We start from the raw sequence: 19,789 nt of genomic DNA, 5'->3' as shown, positions 1-19,789 counted from the left end.
TTTAAATTCAACACGTTAGATAGTTGGCACAAGACTTGATAAGAAATAGACCAATGCCTGTTCACTCAATGGAATGCCATGGACACGAAACGTCCGACCAAGAAAAAACTACCGAAGTGGCTGCTGCCGACGCTGGCACTGGTGCTACTGCCCGTTGCCGTCTGGACCCTGCGTGAGCGCAGCAGCGGTGCCGGCTATCCGGTCGCCAAGGCCAGCCTCGCCTACGGCACCGTGACGAAAGGGCCGCTGCGGGTCGAAGTGCTCGGCAATGGTCTGTTGTTACCGGCCACGGTTGCGCAAGTCAGCAGCCAAAGTGCCGGTACCGTCGATAGCGTGCACGCCAAACCGGGACGGCTGGTTAAAGCCGGCGAGCTGTTGCTGAACATGAGCAATCTGGCGTTGCTGCAAGCGGCCGAAGAACTGCGCTGGGCCTTGGCCGCTCAACAAGCTGAGGTCGCTGCGCTTGCCGTGCGTTTACGCAACGAACAACTGACGTTGGAAACCAGTGTCGTCAAATCGGAATCGGCCTGGCAGGCCGCGAGTTTGCAATTCCAAGCTGAGGCGCGCTTGATCGCCGAGCATGGCCAGGTGATAGCCGATGTCGACCATCAACGCAGTCGATTGACCGCCGAACAATTACAAAAAACGCTGGAAATTGAGCGGCATCGGCTACAACAGTTCAGCGCGACGATCAAAGCCGAAAAACAAGCGGCCGACGCCAAACTCGAACAAACCCGCCAGCAACTGCAACGCGCCGAACAGCAAGTGGCAGCGCTGGCCGTGCGCGCACCTATCGATGGCGTGGTGCAAACCATCAGTGTTGAACCCGGACAGCGCGTGGATATCGGCGTCACCGTCGCGAAAGTCGTGGACCCGCAATCGCTGTATGCCGAATTGAAAATTCCGGAACAACAGGCGCGCGATTTGGCGCTCGATCAGCGCGCCGAAATCGATACCCGCAATGGTTTGGTCAAAGGTGTCGTCATCCGCATTGACCCGGCCGTACGTGCCGGCATGGTGCACGTCGATATCGCTTTGCATGGCGAGTTGCCCTTGGGTGCCCGCCCGGACTTGAGTGTCGATGGTCGTATTGAAATAGCCTCACTCGACAACGCCTTATTTGTGGCGCGACCGGCGCATACCAGCGCCAACCAGCAGAGCAATGTCTACCGGTTGATTGACAGTGAAGCCGCCGAGCGCGTGCCGGTGCAGTACGGCATCGCCTCGGTCAATCTGATTGAAATCAAATCCGGCCTGAAACCCGGCGATCGCATTTTGTTGAACGACAGCAGCTTATGGGGCGACCCAGCACGACTGCAATTGAACTAGTTTGAATACCTAAAGGAGAAAAAACATGAACGAAGCCGTTGTCCGCATGAACGCGGTAAGCAAAACCTTTTTGACCGATGAAATCGAAACCCTGGCCTTGAACAATATTGAGTTGTCGATTAACCGTGGCGAATTCGTCGCGATTACCGGCCCCTCCGGTTGCGGCAAATCGACGTTGCTTTCGGTGATTGGCTTGCTCGACACGGCCAGCAGCGGCGAATACCAATTGCAAGGCGAAGCGGTGCATAACCTGAATAATCGTGAACGTGCCCGCAAGCGCAACCGCGATATCGGCTTTGTGTTTCAGGCATTCAATCTGATTAGCGATTTAAGCGTGGCGGAAAACGTCGCGTTGCCGCTCAGTTATCGTGATGATCTGTCGAAAGCCGAACGTCAGAATCGCGTGCAACAAATGCTGGAAAAAGTCGACATGCAACATCGCGCCAAGCATTACCCGGCGCAGCTGTCTGGCGGCCAGCAGCAACGCGTTGCCATCGCCCGTGCTTTGGCCGGTAACCCTGGCCTACTGCTTGCCGACGAACCTACCGGTAACCTCGATTCGCGCAACGCCGAGATGGTCATGCGTTTGTTGCAACAGATGCACCGCGAAGGCAGCACCATTGTCATGGTCACTCACGATCCACATCTGGCTGCGCTGGCCAACCGGCAAATCGCGCTGTTCGATGGTCGTATCGTCAACGATAGCCGCGCCAACGCCGTTGCCGCTTGAGGGAGCCCAACCATGTGGAAGGAATTGCAATACGCGTTACGATTGTTAGGCAAAACACCGGGCTTCACGGCGCTGACGCTATTTGTATTGGCCGCTGGACTCGGTGTGTCGGTATATATGTATTCATTGATACGCACGCTTGCCTACGCTGAGCTACCGTTTCCGGAGTCAGAAAAGCTGGTCTTGGTCAGCGCGATCATGAATGGCTTTGAGCAGGGCGGAAACTCACTGGCGAATTTCAACTTTGAGCAACTCGCTCAAACGCAAAGCACTTTCGAGATCTTCACCCGTTCGCGTAAAAGCGATATCACCTTGACCGGAGCGAAATTGCCGCTTCGCGTTTCTGCCAACTACAACAATCACGAACTCTTTGCGCTAACCGATGTGCCGGCATTGTTGGGCCGTGTTTTGCAAGCCACCGACAGCGAACCGGGTGCACCACTGGTCGCGGTGTTGTCTTATCAAGTGTGGCAGAGCGAATTCAGCGGAGACCAAGACATTGTTGGTCGCAAAGTTCGCATCGATGACATTCCGGCGACAATTGTCGGGGTAATGCCAGCAGGTTATGCGTTTCCCGACTTCGCGCAAATGTGGTTGCCGATGAAAAAATCCGGTGTTGTGCAACCAGGTGATGGACCTTATCTGAGCATTGTCGGGCGTTTGCGCGATGGAGTCAGTATCGAGGAGGCCGATGCCGAGTTGAAAGCCATCATGAAAAAGCTCGAACAACAGTACCCAGCCACCAATGCCAATCATAGTGTCAAAGTGTGGCCATTTACCCAGCATGCCCTGACTAACTCAATGACGATCATCGCTGTCATGAGTGCTGCAGCCGGTTTGATTCTGCTGCTGGTGGTGTTGAATGCGGGCAATCTGTTGTTGGCGCGCGCCGCCGAACGGCAAAAAGAAGTGGCCATCCGTAACGCACTTGGTGCTCCCCGTTGGCGGCTTATCCGACAAATGCTTTGGGAGGCGCTGTTGCTGGCGATGGCCGGCGGTTTGATCGGCGTTTTTTTCGCCAGCTGGGCCTTGGATTGGAGTCGGCAACATATCACGGCATTCAATGATTCATTGCCGTTTTGGTGGACATTCGAGTTCAGCAATCAGGACTTGTTGTTTGCATTGTTGCTGACGGTGCTGACCGCGTTGGCGGTTGGCTTGTATCCAGCCTGGCGGGCCAGCACGACGAATATCAATCAGTTCTTGCGTGACGGCACACGCGGCGCACAAGGCTTGCGCATGACCCGAATGACGCATGTGCTGGTCATTGCCGAGATTGCACTGTCGATCACCTTGCTGATTGCCTCACTGGCAATGGTGGCTTCGACCCATCAGACGATGAAAGCTGACTATGGTGCCCGCATCAATAATGTTTTGATTGGCGAAATCGATTTGTATACGCAGAAATATGATGACGAGCCGAACGATCGCTATCGCTTTGCCGAGAAACTACAGGCGTTGATCACTGGCCAACCCGGCGTACAAGGCATCGCGCTAGGTTGTCACTTGCCCGGCATGTATGGCCCGATCTGGACTTATCTGGTCGAAGGCCGCGATGTCCCGGATAAAAAATACCCGAGTGCGACCCGGGTCGTCGTCACCGACAATTATTTTTCCCTGTTCGACATCCAGTTAGTGCAGGGACGATTGTTTGACTCGCGCGATCAGGAAAACAGTGAACGCGTCGTGATTGTCAGTGAACAATTTGCCGAGAAAAACTGGCCGGGACAATCACCGATCGGTAAACGCATCGGGCTCGACCGCGACCATGATCCGAATAATGAAAAATGGTACACCGTTGTCGGTGTGGTCAGTGAAACCATGTATGGTCAGCCGTTCGTTGACTTTGCCCACTACAACGATATGTACCTTAGCCTGCGGCAATTGCCGGTTGAAGATCTGGTCGTTGCCGTCGCCACCGAACAAGAACCGATGATGTTGGCGCGCAGTCTGGCTTCAGATGTCGCCCGCATCGACACCGATATCCCAGTCAACGGTGCTATGCCATTGACCGAGCGCATCTATCGTTACAACGCCGGTATGGTGTTCGTCAGCAAGCTGTTTTTGGCCATGGCCGCGCTTGGTGTGTTACTGGCTGCCAGCGGCATTTATGGCGTAATTGCTCGTTCGGTCGCATTGCGTACTCAGGAGCTCGGTGTTCGGCGCGCGCTCGGTGCTTCCGAACGACACGTAATGTGGCAATTGCTGCAACAAGGTGGCTATCGTCTAATCATCGGCGCGGTCATAGGCGTCAGTCTGGGCCTGTTGCTGGTCGAAGCACTGCGCGGCGTGCTCTTTGGCATTGATGGCGAAGAGCTGACGCTGGCCTTGGCCGTGCTGCTGATGGTCAGCATCATTGTTGCCGCGGCGACTTTGTGGCCGGCGCGACGCGCGGTAAACTTGTCGCCCGCAACGGCGCTACGCTACGAATGACGACATCGGGCGCCTAGCGCCTGATTTTTTTGCACGGTTCCCCTTCTGGACTGAGTTGATGAATTTGCCGATTCTGATTGCCGATGACGACAGCGATGTGTTGCGCGCGTTGCGCCTGCTGCTGAAAAACGCCGGCTACGCCATTGATAGCGTCAGCACCCCGGCGAAAGTGATCGAGCAATGGCAGCAACGCGATTACGCGCTGTTGTTGATGGACATGAATTACCGACAAGACACGACCTCAGGACAGGAAGGACTGGAATTAATTAGCCGCTTGCGCGAACAAGATGCCAGTCTGTCGATTGTCGTCATGACCGGTTGGGGCACGGTGGAACTCGCCGTGGAGGCGATGCGCCGCGGCGCCAATGACTTTATCGAAAAGCCTTGGGACAACACCCGCTTGCTGACCATTATTCGCCAGCAGCTGGAACGACGCACGCAGCAACAACAGCAGGTGCGCCTTAGCGCCGAAAACGCGCTGTTGAAATCGGCGCAGCATAACGATTGGATTGCCGATTCGGCGGTCATGCGGCAGTTGATGACGAAAACAGCGTCCATCGCCAACACCGATATCAATGTGCTGCTGACCGGCGCCAACGGCACCGGCAAAAGCCAGTTGGCGCAACGGCTTCATGAACAATCAGCACGCGCTTCACAGCCGTTTATCAGCGTCAACATGGGGGCCATTCCCGAGCAGCTGTTTGAAAGCGAATTGTTCGGTCATGTCAAAGGCGCGTTCACCGATGCCCGCGAAACCCGCATCGGTCGATTTGAATTGGCCGATAACGGCACGCTGTTTCTCGACGAAGTCGGCAACCTGCCGCTGAGCCAACAAGCGAAGTTATTGCGCGTGCTGGAAAGTGGCGAGTTTGAGAAAGTCGGCAGCAACCGCCGTCAGCACGTTAATGTTCGTGTAATCAGCGCAACCAATGCCGACTTGCCGACGCTAATTGAAAAAGGTCAGTTCCGTCAGGATTTGTATTACCGGCTATGCGGTCTGGAGTTACGTTTACCGTCGCTGGCGGAGCGACCGGAGGATATTCTGCCGTTGGCGCGCCATTTTTTGCGTCAGTACAGCGGCAAATACCAACGCCCGATCAATGGCTTTTCAGAAACAGCGGCCAGCGCATTGCAAGCCTATGCCTGGCCGGGCAATGTGCGCGAATTGAAACACTGTATTGAACGCGCGGTGGTGCTCAGTGAAGCGACGCAAATCGAAGCCGAAGCATTGGCGCTGCATGCCAGCACGGCCAATTCAGTACAAGGCGACTGGCAGGCGTTGACGATGGAGCAAGCGGAAAAACGTCTACTGGAAATGGCTTTGGCGCGCCACGATGGCAATGCCAATGCCGCCGCTGAAGCGCTTGGTTTGAGTCGTTCGGCGTTTTATCGCCGGTTGGAAAAATACCGTTGAAGTCGCCTTCAGAAAAAAAATTCGCCAAGCTCGCCAGCGAACATCAACTATTGCTTGGCTTGCTGCTGGCGTTGACGCCCATCGTCGCGCTGACGATTTATCTTGTCTGGTTTGTCAGCGATTGGTCCTGGCACGGAAAAGTCTTTGCCAGCGCCATGGTGTTTCTGCCGCTGCTTTTAAGCCTGCTGCATTTGCCGGCGCGACTCAGTCAACAATGGCGGGTGTTGGTCAATGTTGCCGAATCGGTGCGCCGCGGTGATTACAGCCTGCGTGGTCGCGGCAGCCGCGATCCCGGTGCTTATGGCGAACTGGTGCGTGAACTGAACGCGCTGGCCGAGCAACTGCAGCAACAGCGCTTGCACACCGTCGAACAACAATTGCTGGTCGAGAAGATCATTCGCGATATCGATGTCGCGATTTTCGCCTTTGACCATCAGCAGCGACTGACGCTGGCCAACACGATGGCCTTGCATTTGTTGCAGGCGCCGATCGAACAACTGCGTCAGCAAAGCGCCGAGGCGCTCGGCATGCATGGCTTGTTGGCCGTGCAGGACAGCGAAGTGCGCGAGCATGCGTTCGCCAGTCAACATGGCCAATGGCATGTTCGGGTCGAACAATATCGTGAACGCGGCCTGCCGCACTACTTGTTGTTCGTTTCCGATTTGCAGCATGTGCTGCGCCGCGAAGAACAAAAAGTCTGGACCCGGCTGATTCGGGTGCTCAGTCATGAAGTAAACAATTCACTGTCGCCGATTATTTCAATCAGTGAAAGCCTGCGTACGGTCAGCCATGATTTGCCGGCCGAAACGGCGGACGACCTTCAGCACGGTTTGCAGGTGATTCAGGAGCGCGCCAGCAGCCTGAATCGCTTTGTCCGGCGCTATGCCGAGCTCGCCCGTCTGCCGACACCTCAATGCCAGCCTATCGACCTGCGCGAAGTGCTGAACGCGCTGAAAACACTGCAGGCGGCCAGCCAGGTCGAGTTCGATATCGAACCCGGCCCGTTACCGGTGTTTGTCGATGCCGGACAGCTGCAGCAGGCGTTGCTGAACCTGCTGAAGAACGCCATTGAAGCGGGTGATGAAGGCGCACCCGTGCAATTGCGTGTACGGGCAAGCAAGCAGCAAATCAGCCTGCAAGTGCTCGACCAGGGCAGTGGTATCGCCAACCCCGGCAATCTATTTGTGCCGTTTTACTCGACCAAGCCCGGCGGTAGCGGCATTGGTCTGCTGATTAGCCGACAAATCGTCGAAGCCCACGGCGGCAGCCTGAGCCTGCGCAATCGCAAGGACCGACAGGGTTGCATCGCTGAGGTGCTGTTGCCAAAGGCCTTGGGCTAACCCGGCTTGCCAAAACGGCTCTGTGAATGTTAACGAAACGTTAACCCTTGGCCTTTCGTATAAGCTACACTGTCCACACCTCTCCGCCGGCGGCCTTTTGTCGTCCCGGGCGGATTCGTCTTCGTTTCCGGGGAAACCAAATAGCACCATGGATAAAATCCTGATTCGCGGCGCCCGCACCCATAACCTGAAGAACATCGATCTCGATTTGCCGCGCGACAAGCTGATTGTCATCACCGGCCTTTCGGGCTCCGGCAAATCCTCACTGGCCTTCGATACGCTCTACGCCGAAGGCCAGCGCCGCTATGTTGAATCGCTGTCGGCTTACGCGCGGCAGTTCTTGAGTCTGATGGAAAAGCCCGATGTCGAGCATATCGAAGGCTTGAGCCCAGCCATTTCCATCGAGCAGAAATCGACTTCGCATAACCCGCGTTCGACCGTAGGCACCGTTACCGAGATTTACGATTATCTGCGCCTGCTCTATGCCCGCGTTGGCGAACCGCATTGTCCGACCCATGGCATCAAGCTCGACGCACAAACCGTCTCGCAAATGGTCGACCGGATTCTGGAAATGGATGAAGGCGCGCGCTTGATGCTGTTGGCGCCAGTGATTCAGGGCCGTAAGGGTGAACACGTCGGTTTGTTGACCGAACTGAAAGGCAAAGGCTTTGTCCGTGCCCGCATCAACGGCAATGTCGTTGAGCTTGCCGAAGCGCCGAAACTCGATGCCCGCAGCAAACACACGATTGAAGTGGTGATCGATCGTTTCAAAGTGCGCGACGACCAAAAGCAACGCTTGGCTGAATCGATTGAAACCGCGCTGAAACTTTCCGATGGATTGGCGCAAATCGCTTTCATGGACGACGAGAAAAAAGCTGAACTGGTTTTCTCGGCCAAACACGCCTGCCCGCAATGCGGATTTGCCCTGACCGAGCTCGAACCCAAACTGTTCTCGTTCAACAGCCCTTCTGGCGCCTGTCAGACTTGTGACGGCTTGGGCGTGCATTCCTATTTCGATCCATCGCGGGTGGTCACGGCGCCGGACAAGTCCTTAAGTGATGGTGCGATTCGCAGCTGGGATAAGCGCAATGTATTTTATTTCCATATGCTGAAATCGCTGGCCAAGCATTACAAGTTCGACCTCGAAACGCCTTTCAAGAAACTGCCGAAAAAAGCCCAGGATGTCGTGCTCTATGGCAGCGGTAAGGAAGTCATCGATTTCCGTTATTACAACGACCGCGGTGACTCGGTCATGCGCAAGCATCCATTCGAAGGCATCATCGCCAATTTCGAGCGCCGTTACCGCGACACCGATTCGCAGCAGATTCGTGATGAACTGGCCAAGTTCATGACCACCAAACCCTGCCCGGATTGTGAAGGCACACGCCTGAACGAAGCGGCGCGTAATGTTCGCATAAAAAAGGAATCGCTGCCGGATATCGTTCGCTTGCCCGTTGGTGAAGCACAACAATATTTCGACAAACTGAAATTGACCGGCCAGCGCGGCAAAATTGCTTCGAAGATTCTCAATGAAATCACCGCACGCCTGGGTTTTCTGGTCAACGTCGGTTTGGAATACCTGACGCTGGATCGCAGTGCCGAAACTCTGTCCGGTGGCGAAGCGCAGCGTATTCGACTGGCCTCGCAGATCGGAGCTGGCCTGGTCGGCGTCATGTACATTCTCGACGAGCCATCGATCGGTCTGCATCAGCGCGATAACGAACGGCTGCTGAAAACACTGACCTATTTGCGCGATATCGGCAACACAGTCATTGTCGTTGAGCACGACGAAGACGCGATACGCAGTGCCGATCATATTGTCGACATCGGCCCCGGTGCCGGCGTTCATGGTGGTGAGATTGTCGCGCAAGGCAGCTACAAGGAAATTTGCGCCAACAAGAAATCGATAACCGGTCAGTACCTGTCCGGTAGCGAAGCGATTGAAATCCCGACGGTTCGCACACCGATGGATCCAAGCCGAGTGATGACACTGACCGGCGCCGCTGGCAACAACCTGAAAAACGTCAGCCTGGAATTACCGGTCGGATTATTTACCTGCATTACCGGGGTTTCTGGCTCCGGTAAATCGACGTTGATCAACGACACGCTGTATCAAGTCGCCGCGAAAGAATTGAACGGGGCGGAGAACGTCAACCCAGCGCCCTACAAAACACTCGATGGCATGGAGCATTTCGATAAGGTAATCGATATCGATCAAAGCCCGATCGGGCGCACCCCGCGCTCCAATCCGGCAACTTACACCGGCCTGTTCACGCCCATCCGCGAACTGTTTTCCGAAACCAAAGAAGCGCGCGCCCGAGGTTATGCGCCAGGTCGATTCAGTTTCAACGTCAAAGGCGGACGCTGCGAAGCCTGTCAGGGCGATGGCTTGTTGAAAGTGGAGATGCATTTCCTGCCGGATATCTATGTGCAATGCGATGTCTGCAAAGGCCAGCGCTACAACCGCGAAACGCTGGACGTGACTTACAAGGGCAAGAACATCACCGAAGTGCTGAACATGACGGTTGAGGATGCCCGCGCGTTTTTCGATGCCGTGCCCGCCATTGCCCGCAAACTACAAACCTTGATGGATGTTGGTTTGTCCTACATCACGCTTGGCCAGTCGGCGACCACACTTTCCGGCGGTGAAGCGCAACGGGTGAAATTGTCGAAAGAATTGTCACGTCGCGACACCGGCAAAACGCTGTACATACTCGATGAGCCAACCACCGGTCTGCACTTTCACGACGTCAAACAATTGCTGAAAGTGCTGCATGAGCTGCGCGATCACGGCAACACCATTGTCGTCATCGAACATAACCTCGATGTGATCAAAACCGCTGACTGGATTGTTGATTTGGGTCCGGAAGGTGGTAGTGGTGGCGGCCAGATCATCGCGGCCGGTACACCGGAAGATATCTGCACGGTCAAGGCTTCGCACACTGGCCGTTTCCTCGGCGAACTGCTGGCCAAGCAACAGGCCAGCAGCACACCGAAAAAGCGACGCGCCAGCAAATAAAAAAAGCCCGGTCAGAAACAGCCGGGCTTTTTTCTATTAATTATGAGGCAACTCTTTCGGCGCACGCGTGCCAAACAGATAATCGAAGATCGGATAAGTGATATTGAAATGGCAGTGCGTCATCAGCTCTGGTCGATGATGCGCGGTGTGCCAGTAGCTCATGCGTTTGATCAATGGCAGTTGTCGAATCCGTGATTGCTCCGGCAAATGATAAATCGAGTGCAGCAGTTCGTAATTCAGGAAGTATGCTGCGCCGGTCGCCGTAAACAGCCAGGCCGCATTGTCGCTCCATAGCCAACTGATTAACCACCAGATCGGCACACCGAATACGCCAGCGAAGAACAGCACCAGACTCGGTGGAAACAGCACGGCTTTGACATCGCAGGCTTGCTCAAACGCCATCTGTTCCGCGGTAAAGAAACGGTGATGCTCACGCGCATGACGCTGGTAAATCAGTTTCAAGCCGGGAAAAGGTCGGTGCATCGGATAACGATGACCGAGATACTCAGCCAGGTTCGCATAGAGAAACGTGAACGGAACGACCAACCATTCCAATGGTTGAATGTTGTTGCTCTGCAATACCGCCAACGTAATGAACCCGATACCAATCGCCATATTGAGCGCAATATGCCAATGGGCTCGATAATGCCGGGAGATATTTCGCTGACGATAATCATGACGGAACTCGGACGTAGACTGCATGGGTTACCTCCGCCTGCCTCGCATCTTGCTCATGCTTTTTGACCCGATAGCGGATTATAAATTTCACCGCCGCCGGCCCGGTAATCCAGCAAGATCTGCCTGGCTCTTTGCCGCTGCAAACCTTCCACCAGTTCAATGCCCGCTTTGCGTAAATAGTCCAGCGTTTGCGGAAATACCGGCCCTTCATCGAAACCAGCTGCTTCGGCATCTGCTTTGGTCGCGGCCGACACTACACGCTGCACACCACTCCAGAAAATGGCGCCGAGACACATCGCACAGGGGGCACAGGAACAGAACAAGCTGTGACGCGGCAAATCATGTCGTTGCTGGTACTGCTCTGCGAACATCAGCGCGACCACTTCGGCATGCAGAACACTGTTGTGTTGTGGCAGCACCGAATTGACACCGACACTAATCAACTGACCACTCTCGGCAAATACCGCTGCTGAAAACGGGCCACCATAGCCTCTTCGTACGGTCTCTTGAGCCAAATCCAGCACAAATGCCATCCGCTGTTGGTCATCAGCCAAGCTCGGACAGTTCGATACCATCTGCCGCAGCCAATCAGGCTGGGTAATGTGAATCGCAGCATTCATCGGCTGATCCTCAGTCGCTGCCACTATGCTCTGAACTTAAAAGCAATGTGTGTTCAACGCAAGTGGCAATGCTTCAGCCGCCTTTCCACATCGACATCGCCTGCCTGATAGCCGCGAACAAGCCACCGGCCGCCATCATGCTGGAGGTAACGAGTTGCGCGATGTCGCCGCCGAAATAGGACATCCAGGCCAGCAACAGCACCAGCGCAACACCGAGCGGCCAACGCAACGTCGTCCAGGCATCGGAGCGGACTTTGTACTCCCATTCGGCCATCATTTCCTCGTCGACATTGGCCAGAATAAACAGGCGGAATGATTCGTTGATGATTTGGAAGTTCGGTCGTGGCACCACCAGCGCTTTCGCGATCAGTTGCTTCAATGAATAGATGTCGCTGGACAAAGGCGAGTCGCCGGCAGCGATATGGCGCAACAGGCATTTTTCTTTTTCGGACAGATTTCGCCAGATCGCGTCATACTGACTTTGTTCTTTCTGCGCCAGGTAGGCGACGACATGGCTGTCCGGTAAACCGCGCATCATTTCACCGATCAATTCGGCAATTTCCGGTCGCTGTTCTGCCGGTACCAACTCCAGTTCCCGATTCAGAAATGCTGATTGATGAATCGGTGATTCCACACGCCGCTGGCCGGGTATCGTCGCGTCGATACAGAACACCACTTTTGCGATATAGCTGACCAAGGCGTACACCAGCAATGCCAGCAAAAACAGCAGCAGTGCGTAGGCAAACAACTCCACATACGGGTTGTCACCAAGCACAGAGAAACCGAAATGCCATAGCGGCGGCAGACTGACCGTCATGGCGATAGGTTCACCGCGAAAATCCTGAGCATCGGCGTATTCGGCAAAGCGGAAGGCGGCCTGAAAATCACTGCCGGTGGTCACACGCTGCAAAATCCAATCAAACAACGGCCAACGCTGGCTCGGATCTCGTTCCAATGTTTGATATGAGGTAAATGGCGACGCGACATGCATGCCAAGTTTCTCGGTGCTGTAACTGAATGCGCATTCCTTGCAGTCACTAACGGCAAAATACTGATGTGTGGCGTAGTGACCGGGCTCAGACAGTTTGAACATGACGCTACTGCGCGATAGCTCCGGATACAGCAAACGACTGGTTTGATAGAGCCGGTAGCGGTTATAGCCATACTGATAACGCAGCGTTTGCTCCGCGACCAGATTGACGCGGGCGCTGACCGCAGCCCCCAAATCGGCGGTAAACAGTAAGGAAGGAATAACAAAAATGCTGAACACCGACAGCGTCATCCAGACACCGAAGCGTCTAGCGTAACGGATAAAGCGCATATTCGGCGTCAGCGATTTATCGCTTTGGTTGCCGGCACGCAAGCGGCTTTCCTGCAGCACACTTTGCTCATAAGAGGCTTCCCGTTCAACATTACCCAGTGCCCGCAACGCCGACCACAACATCAGCACAAACAACAAGGCAAAAATAATGAGAGGCCAAGCGAGAATCGTTGTTATGGCCATGCCGTGCAGCAATAACAGCAGCATCAGCAACTGCAGCAACAACCACAGCGACAAGGCGCGTACCTGCCAGCGCGACAAGGTTTCAGGCCTGCTGACCAGACCTATTGATTTGGAGGCTTGCAGCAACCATCGAGCAAATGGATAACGCCAGCGAGACGATCGCAGCAACTTGTTGCCGGCGCGCACGCCGAACAGCAACTGATTGATCAGCAACACCGACGTTACATGCAACATCGTTAACACGATCAGCATGCCATCATCAACATAACCTGCCACCAATAACAGCAACAGCGTTTGCAACGCAATAACGACGCTCGCTTTCCGATACATGACATTCAATCGCCATTGCGGCCATAACCAACTGATGCGCCGGCGATACAGCAGCGCAATGATGCCAGCAGCACCCAGCGCCAGAATTGGCAACAACATATAAGCCAGCGCCGGCAAGGTCATGTTTGCCACGGTCAGTTGCAGCTTTTCCAAGGGAAAAACTTGCACCAAGCTCCAGGGCACATGCGGCAAAGGTCGCACATGCAACCAGACCGGCACGCCACGATAGCGGGTAATAAGTGGCGTTTCCTTGCCTCGGCTCATCGCCGCCATCAGCGCGTTTTCATCGGCAATTTCGCTGTGAATGAATTCGTTCAGCACACGCGCTTCGTCAGCGCTGTGAAACAGCACCATGCCGGTCGCATTGTCGACCACCAACATTTCGACACCGGGCAAAGCCAAGGCGAATTCCAGAGCTTGCGTGCTGATCTCCGCCGAATACAACTTCACCGGTTTGTTGCCATTCATGTCCGATTCGGAGTGCTGCTGCGGCCGCAAACGAATGGCTAATTGACTGGCCAGTCGAGCGTCGGTGGAATTGGTGATGCGTTCAATGACAAATTGTTCGATTTCCCTTTGGTCGCTGCCGCGACACGCCGGCCAGTCGCAGGGCCAGCCTTGACGATTGACCACCGATTTGAAGTACTGGCGACCACCGGCATTGAAGCGATGACCGTACTGCGGCAGTGGTTCGTGATAAACCAGCACCGGCCGCACGCCATCGCCATCGTGTTCGATTTCAAACAAACTCATATTGCTGCCAAGTGACAGCACACGCGGCGATGGCTCGTTATTAATTTCGCGGATGGTTTCCAGCTTCAACATCGAAGGTTGATAGCAACTGCGCACAGTAAACGTGCCACTACGCTGGCCTGCACCCGATTCGTAAGCGCAACGATAGCCGGCGCTTTGCCACGCCTCGGGTTGTTCTCGCCATTGCCTTAGCTGCTCAAGCTTGGTGAGGTCCTGCAATGTTGTCTGCAACACTGAGGACAATTCCTGATGCCATGCATCGGCGATCTGTTCGCCGTAGCGCGAAGTTTCGCGCTCCAATTGCTTCAATAACCCAGCGTAAACTCGCTCACCCAGTACACCATTCAGCAACAGCACCACGACCATGCCCAGCGTCAACACCAGCAGCACAGCATGCGATTTGCCGATGGCGACTTTATGTGGCGACAACACAATGGCAAGCCATGGCCATAGCAACAGGAACATCGCCGCCAAATAAAACCACAGTATGAAAGTCTTCGGCGCCAGCGCGCCGACTTTGTCGGTGCCGGTAAGTTTGCGCACCCCAATCAGGTGCGCAAGCTCTTCGCCACAGATAAATGATTGCTGATTTGATTTTGTAATGGTGCTGCCGTGGCGTTCAGCGACGGGGGAACCTGCTTGCGCCGAGCTGGACTCCGCTTCGCTTGCTGCCGCGGTTTCCTTCGTTTTTTCCGGGCCGCCTGCAGCCTGACAAAAAACAATCGGCAACATAAAGCGTTGAATATACAGCCTCGCTTTTTCACCCATGTAGTAGATATCGTTCTGTTCAAGTTGTTCGTTGCGAAACAACTCGGTCAGCGCTTGCAACTCTTTGTTGCCAGCGGACTCCGGAAGCTGACTAACCAGTTTGGCGCTGGTCAATGTGCTGATCTCGGCAATACCCGGCAGCGTATCCTGATACAAGCGCCGCCCTATCGCAGGCATTCGTTCCTTGGCCCACTGCCACAGCAATCGTCCTTCCGCATCGGCTAACGCGACGACATCCAGCTCGTCGAAATGGCCACCGGCCGAAACGAAGTGATCGAGCTTGACCTCAGCTGCGTAAACAGCATCAACTCTTTCGCTTTCATCTTCATTTTTTATCTTTTTGTCGGCCGTGAAATCCTGATGCCGACAGCGGCCAACCAATAGTCGCGGATCGGCAGGATTCTCACGCTGCCAGACTGCGACATTGATGAAACCCTGTTCGTCCGGCGTCAACCCGCTGCTGCCGCGGCTCTCCGCTCGACAGCGAGCCGAGTTCGGCGCCAGCGGAAATTCCTGTTCCGGAAACGGCTTGATGCCCGAGCGCAAATAGCTGGTTAATTCCAAGCCACCAGCACGGGTCGACTCCAACACCAACACCGCAGCCATCGTCCGACAAATGGTTTGCCGTTCCTCTCGAGCACTGATCTGATCCGATAAATTTTGCTCACAACGACTCAGGTTCGCAGAATACTTTTCTCCCTGCAGAACCGCATTCAACCATTTCGCGGCCAGACGCTCGCTTTCGCTGAACTGATAACGCTGCAACAGCTGCCGTGAGATCTGGGTTTTGACTTGCTCGACACCGGCGACCAGCCCAGCTTTTTTCTGTTCATCGAGTGATCGCAGCAACTCGCTGTAGTCTTCGCCGGACCAGGAATACGATTGTTCTGACGCCTGGTTTCTGCGTGGCGCGCGACCACGCACCGATTCGTACACCTCCCACTCGACGCGAATCGCTTCTTCCAGATCGAGATAATCATACTTGCGCGCCAGACTATTCAGACCGCGCAATAGCTGATGGCTGTCTTCGCCATGCGTCTCGGCAAAATCCTTGAAGCCGTTCTGACGCAACATTTGCCGTGTTTGTGGACTCGGTAATTGTCGGTTCAGCGCTTTCGTCAGTTGTTGGTAACTGAGATTCTGGCTGGCGAAATCCGGTGAGGTTCCCAGTGTCGCGCGCAAACCGCGCGCGGTATTCAGCGCCGTGATAATTTGCTTCTGCGCTTCATGCAAACCGCGATAGGCGCGCTGTTCTTTCAGTTCCAGTTGCTGATTGATATGGCTGGCGTAATACACCGCCGCAATCGCCACCACCGCCAGAATGCTGGTGAACAGCACCATGATTGAACGGTTCTTGCGCGCTTTCGATGAACCGTTGCCCGATGCTTCCGTTTCTGTGGCCATCACGCCTCCTTGCGTAAGCCGTTAACGCGGCGCCGGGGGTTCGGACAGATGCTTATTATTTTCCGACCGGCGAACCGCCAATACCCCATGTCTCAAACACGGGCGCAACGCCGCTGAAAATCCCTTTGATCACCTCAAGCGTTGCACTGTTGTTGCTTTAATTTAACTCAGTTGGTTGTAACGGCGAAGCAACGACTCAGTCAATGGCAGAGCGGCAACACCCTGTTTTTTATGCGAGATAAATCTGTTAGCGCTGGATGCTAATAGCTTTGACAACTGAATCGACAAACGAAACGAAGGCGATGGTTTCTAAGAATCATCAATCTGGCTCTTGCCGCCACATCAAACTGAAGCGCTTCTGTTCTGTGTTTGAGAGCAAACCACTGTTACCTGTTCGATATCGACGAGTGGACTTTGCAAAGCCTGTGACAGTCGAATTGCGGTCTTTGGCAAGCTTGATATAAAGACCGTACCTAAACCCTTACCGGAGAAGCCTTGCAATGACTGATCCGAAGAAAATCGATTGCGGCTTTACCGCGTCTTGCTCAGGTAGGAATTCAATCCCCAGGCAAACAAGACGCCGACGGTGTTAGCCAGCATATCCAGCAGATCGAATGTTCTCGGTGGTTGGAAATGCTGCAAACATTCCATCAGTACCCCCCAGAAAACCGAAGCAAGCAAAACTGCTACCGTATGTTGCGGGAAGCCGCGCAAACCGAAGAACGCCAGACAACAATAAGCCAGGGCATGGCCGTACTTGTCCTGGTGCGGAACAACGCTCAGGGTATCAACGCGTGGCCACAACGACAGTACAGCAATCAGCAGCGCGCCAAAAACGCATCCCGTACGCCAAAACAACCTTAGCAACATATCGAGTCCCTGTTCCGATAAATCTGGGCAACAAAAAAGCCGCACAAGGCGGCTTTTTCAAACGACTACTAATTACTCAGCAGCAGCTTCGACTTCGACTGGCTCGACATCGATGGCCGGACGATCAACCAACTCGACAATAGCCATCGGCGCTTTATCGCCGGTGCGGAAACCGCACTTCAGGATACGCAGGTAGCCGCCCGGACGGTTGGCATAACGCGGACCCAGTTCAGCGAACAGCTTTTGTACGGCGTCTTTCGAACGGGTACGGTCGAAAGCCATACGACGGCTGGCGTGGCTGTCTTGCTTGGCCAGCGTGATCAGCGGCTCAATCACACGGCGCAGTTCTTTGGCTTTCGGCAGAGTCGTGCGAATGACTTCATGCTCAACCAAGGAGTTCGCCATATTGCGGAACATCGCGTTGCGATGCGAGCTGGTGCGCGAAAAAGCACGACCGCTACATAAATGACGCATGGGACTTTCCTTCTAACTTTCGGTCTTCACGACCGTAAATTCGTTAACTAAATTATTCGCCAAGCAAGCTGGCTGGTGGCCAGTTTTCCAGACGCATGCCGAGGCTCAAACCGTGCGCAGCGAGCACGTCTTTGATTTCGGTCAGCGACTTCTTGCCGAGGTTCGGGGTCTTCAGCAGTTCGACTTCGGTACGCTGCACCAAATCACCGATGTAATGAATGTTTTCGGTTTTCAGGCAGTTGGCCGAACGAACGGTCAGCTCCAGGTCATCAACCGGACGCAACAGAATCGGATCAAAGGCCGGTTCTTGCTTCTTGGTTTCGACCGTGCGCTCATCTTTCAGATCAACGAACGCCGACAGTTGCTGTTGTAGAATGGTCGCGGCGCGGCGAATCGCTTCTTCCGGCTCCAACGTACCATTGGTCTGCAGTTCAATAATCAGTTTGTCCAGGTCGGTGCGCTGCTCAACACGAGCGGCTTCAACGACATAGGACACGCGACGCACCGGGCTGAACGAGGCATCCAACAGCAAACGGCCGATAGGGCGATCATCTTCTTCGGTGTGACGACGGTTGCTGGCCGGCTGGTAACCCATGCCACGTGCCAGCTTGATGCTCATGTTCAAGCGGCCATTCTTGGTCAGGTTGGCGATCACGTGATCCGTATTCAGGATCTTGACGCCATTGACCAGTTGAATGTCGGCAGCCGTTACCGGGCCTTCACCGCTCTTCTGCAGGGTCACCGTGGCTTCGTCACGGTCTTCCAGCAGCACTGACAACCCTTTCAGGTTCAGCAGGATTTCGATCACATCTTCCTGCACGCCTTCCAGCGTGGAGTATTCGTGCAATACGCCATCGATCTCGGCTTCCACGGCGGCACAACCCGGCATGGAAGAGAGCAGGATGCGACGCAGCGCATTGCCAAGCGTGTGGCCAAAGCCACGCTCGAATGGTTCGAGTACGATTTTCGCGGTGTTCGCGACACTCGACTCGATTTTGATCTGGCGTGGTCTCAGCAGTTCGGTCACGTTGCTCTGCATAATGTGAGCGTCTCCGTTGTCTGTTACTTCGAGTAAAGTTCGATGATCAACGCTTCGTTAATTTCAGCGGACAGGTCAGAACGCTCCGGCACAGCCTTGAACGTCGCGACCATTTTGTTTTCATCGACTTCGATCCAATGCGCTTTTTCACGCTGACCGGCGATTTCCAGCGCAGCTTTGATGCGCAGCTGGGCTTTGGCTTTTTCGCGGACTTCGATAACGTCGCCCGGCTGAATCTGGTAGCTCGGGAAGTTCGTTACCCGGCCGTTGACCAGAATCGCGCGGTGCGAAACCAGCTGACGGGATTCGGCACGAGTGGCACCGAAACCAGCGCGGTAGACGACGTTATCCAAGCGACGCTCCAACAGTTGCAACAGGTTCTCACCGGTGTTGCCTTTCTCTTTGTTGGCGGCGAAATAGTAGTTGCGGAATTGACGCTCCAGCACGCCGTAAATACGGCGAACTTTCTGCTTTTCACGCAGTTGCAAACCGTAATCAGAAACACGGGCGCCTTTGTCGCCGTGCTGACCCGGTTTTTTGTTCATGCGATCACGGCACTTGCTCTCGATCGCGCGCACGCCGGATTTCAACATCAGGTCGGTGCCTTCGCGACGAGAAAGCTTGACCTTAGGTCCGATATAACGAGCCATTATTCATTCTCTCCAGTCAGATTACACACGACGTTTTTTCGGCGGACGGCAGCCGTTATGCGGAATCGGCGTGACGTCAGTAATGTTGGTGATCTTGTACCCAACAGCATTCAGGGCGCGGACAGCCGACTCACGGCCAGGTCCTGGACCTTTGACGAACACTTCCAGATTCTTCAGACCGAATTCTTTGGCGGCGCTACCAGCTCGTTCAGCGGCGACCTGAGCAGCAAATGGCGTGCTCTTGCGCGAGCCACGGAAACCCGAACCACCGGCGGTGGCCCAGCTCAGGGTGTTGCCCTGACGGTCCGTGATCGTGACGATCGTGTTATTGAAGGAGGCATGGATATGAGCCATGCCGTCAACGACATGCTTTTTTACGCGTTTGCGCGTAGCACGAGCAGGTGCTTTACCCATCGTATTAATCCTAGTAAATC

Annotated in this window: 14 protein-coding genes; 6 read left to right on the top strand and 8 right to left on the bottom strand. The window is 54.7% G+C overall.

Features of this window, described 5'->3' with window-relative positions; translation table 11 throughout:
- Window positions 1–78 precede the first annotated feature (78 nt).
- From E2H98_RS14875 to uvrA, 6 genes are all read left to right on the top strand, one after another.
- The gene (locus E2H98_RS14875; protein WP_133590099.1) at window positions 79–1,329 is read left to right on the top strand and encodes an efflux RND transporter periplasmic adaptor subunit; all 1,251 of its coding nucleotides are present in this window, start codon (window positions 79–81) and stop codon (window positions 1,327–1,329) included.
- A gap of 25 nt (window positions 1,330–1,354) precedes the next feature.
- Window positions 1,355–2,059 (top strand): ABC transporter ATP-binding protein, encoded by a 705-nt coding sequence (locus tag E2H98_RS14870; protein WP_133590101.1) that lies wholly within the window; start codon window positions 1,355–1,357, stop codon window positions 2,057–2,059.
- A 12-nt stretch (window positions 2,060–2,071) separates the two neighbouring features.
- The gene (locus E2H98_RS14865) at window positions 2,072–4,492 is read left to right on the top strand and encodes an ADOP family duplicated permease (RefSeq protein ID WP_133590103.1); all 2,421 of its coding nucleotides are present in this window, start codon (window positions 2,072–2,074) and stop codon (window positions 4,490–4,492) included.
- A gap of 58 nt (window positions 4,493–4,550) precedes the next feature.
- Entirely contained in the window at window positions 4,551–5,906 is a 1,356-nt protein-coding gene (locus E2H98_RS14860; protein WP_133590106.1) for a sigma-54-dependent transcriptional regulator, read from the top strand.
- Window positions 5,903–7,246, top strand: coding sequence for a sensor histidine kinase (locus tag E2H98_RS14855; protein ID WP_133590108.1), 1,344 nt, complete (start codon window positions 5,903–5,905; stop codon window positions 7,244–7,246). The genes E2H98_RS14860 and E2H98_RS14855 overlap by 4 nt, the downstream gene beginning before the upstream one ends.
- A 148-nt stretch (window positions 7,247–7,394) precedes the next feature.
- Entirely contained in the window at window positions 7,395–10,265 is a 2,871-nt protein-coding gene (uvrA, locus tag E2H98_RS14850) for an excinuclease ABC subunit UvrA (protein WP_133590110.1), read from the top strand.
- Between the two features lie 36 nt (window positions 10,266–10,301).
- Here uvrA and E2H98_RS14845 read toward each other — a convergent pair whose 3' ends face one another.
- The 8 genes from E2H98_RS14845 to rpsK form a co-directional block, all read right to left on the bottom strand.
- The gene (locus tag E2H98_RS14845; RefSeq protein WP_133590112.1) at window positions 10,302–10,967 is read right to left on the bottom strand and encodes a fatty acid hydroxylase family protein; all 666 of its coding nucleotides are present in this window, start codon (window positions 10,965–10,967) and stop codon (window positions 10,302–10,304) included.
- 29 nt (window positions 10,968–10,996) lie between these two features.
- On the bottom strand, window positions 10,997–11,563 hold the full coding sequence (locus E2H98_RS14840) for a nucleoside deaminase (protein WP_133590114.1): 567 nt from the start codon (window positions 11,561–11,563) through the stop codon (window positions 10,997–10,999).
- Between the two features lie 73 nt (window positions 11,564–11,636).
- Window positions 11,637–16,322, bottom strand: a complete 4,686-nt coding sequence (locus E2H98_RS14835; RefSeq protein WP_133590116.1) for a PDC sensor domain-containing protein — start codon at window positions 16,320–16,322, stop codon at window positions 11,637–11,639.
- A gap of 531 nt (window positions 16,323–16,853) precedes the next feature.
- Window positions 16,854–17,192 carry a VanZ family protein gene (locus E2H98_RS14830; RefSeq protein WP_133590119.1) on the bottom strand — a complete coding sequence of 113 codons (339 nt, stop codon included), beginning with the start codon at window positions 17,190–17,192 and terminating at the stop codon, window positions 16,854–16,856.
- Window positions 17,193–17,264: 72 nt separating this feature from the next.
- Window positions 17,265–17,666: a 50S ribosomal protein L17 gene (rplQ, locus tag E2H98_RS14825; RefSeq protein ID WP_133590121.1), complete on the bottom strand. Its 402-nt coding sequence runs from the start codon at window positions 17,664–17,666 to the stop codon at window positions 17,265–17,267.
- Between the two features lie 52 nt (window positions 17,667–17,718).
- Window positions 17,719–18,705, bottom strand: coding sequence for a DNA-directed RNA polymerase subunit alpha (locus E2H98_RS14820; protein WP_133590123.1), 987 nt, complete (start codon window positions 18,703–18,705; stop codon window positions 17,719–17,721).
- A gap of 23 nt (window positions 18,706–18,728) precedes the next feature.
- Window positions 18,729–19,355, bottom strand: coding sequence for a 30S ribosomal protein S4 (gene rpsD / locus E2H98_RS14815; RefSeq protein WP_133590125.1), 627 nt, complete (start codon window positions 19,353–19,355; stop codon window positions 18,729–18,731).
- 21 nt (window positions 19,356–19,376) lie between these two features.
- Window positions 19,377–19,769, bottom strand: a complete 393-nt coding sequence (gene rpsK / locus E2H98_RS14810; RefSeq protein WP_133590127.1) for a 30S ribosomal protein S11 — start codon at window positions 19,767–19,769, stop codon at window positions 19,377–19,379.
- Window positions 19,770–19,789: the final 20 nt, after the last annotated feature.

Source organism: Permianibacter aggregans (assembly GCF_009756665.1).
Taxonomy (GTDB): Bacteria; Pseudomonadota; Gammaproteobacteria; order Enterobacterales; family Permianibacteraceae; genus Permianibacter; species Permianibacter aggregans.
The sequence above is the reverse complement of the archived record's forward strand: the minus strand, read 5'-3'. Positions and strand labels throughout refer to the sequence as shown.

What these genes read in the sequence shown, in the direction of transcription:
- E2H98_RS14840 (WP_133590114.1), bottom strand. Translation starts at nt 11,563, where the DNA reads ATGAATGCTGCGATTCACATTACCCAGCCTGATTGGCTGCGGCAGATG.
- rplQ (WP_133590121.1), bottom strand. Translation starts at nt 17,666, where the DNA reads ATGCGTCATTTATGTAGCGGTCGTGCTTTTTCGCGCACCAGCTCGCAT.
- rpsK (WP_133590127.1), bottom strand. Translation starts at nt 19,769, where the DNA reads ATGGGTAAAGCACCTGCTCGTGCTACGCGCAAACGCGTAAAAAAGCAT.
- E2H98_RS14845 (WP_133590112.1), bottom strand. Translation starts at nt 10,967, where the DNA reads ATGCAGTCTACGTCCGAGTTCCGTCATGATTATCGTCAGCGAAATATC.
- E2H98_RS14835 (WP_133590116.1), bottom strand. Translation starts at nt 16,322, where the DNA reads ATGGCCACAGAAACGGAAGCATCGGGCAACGGTTCATCGAAAGCGCGC.
- E2H98_RS14865 (WP_133590103.1), top strand. Translation starts at nt 2,072, where the DNA reads ATGTGGAAGGAATTGCAATACGCGTTACGATTGTTAGGCAAAACACCG.
- rpsD (WP_133590125.1), bottom strand. Translation starts at nt 19,355, where the DNA reads ATGGCTCGTTATATCGGACCTAAGGTCAAGCTTTCTCGTCGCGAAGGC.
- E2H98_RS14820 (WP_133590123.1), bottom strand. Translation starts at nt 18,705, where the DNA reads ATGCAGAGCAACGTGACCGAACTGCTGAGACCACGCCAGATCAAAATC.
- E2H98_RS14870 (WP_133590101.1), top strand. Translation starts at nt 1,355, where the DNA reads ATGAACGAAGCCGTTGTCCGCATGAACGCGGTAAGCAAAACCTTTTTG.
- E2H98_RS14830 (WP_133590119.1), bottom strand. Translation starts at nt 17,192, where the DNA reads ATGTTGCTAAGGTTGTTTTGGCGTACGGGATGCGTTTTTGGCGCGCTG.
- uvrA (WP_133590110.1), top strand. Translation starts at nt 7,395, where the DNA reads ATGGATAAAATCCTGATTCGCGGCGCCCGCACCCATAACCTGAAGAAC.
- E2H98_RS14875 (WP_133590099.1), top strand. Translation starts at nt 79, where the DNA reads ATGGACACGAAACGTCCGACCAAGAAAAAACTACCGAAGTGGCTGCTG.
- E2H98_RS14860 (WP_133590106.1), top strand. Translation starts at nt 4,551, where the DNA reads ATGAATTTGCCGATTCTGATTGCCGATGACGACAGCGATGTGTTGCGC.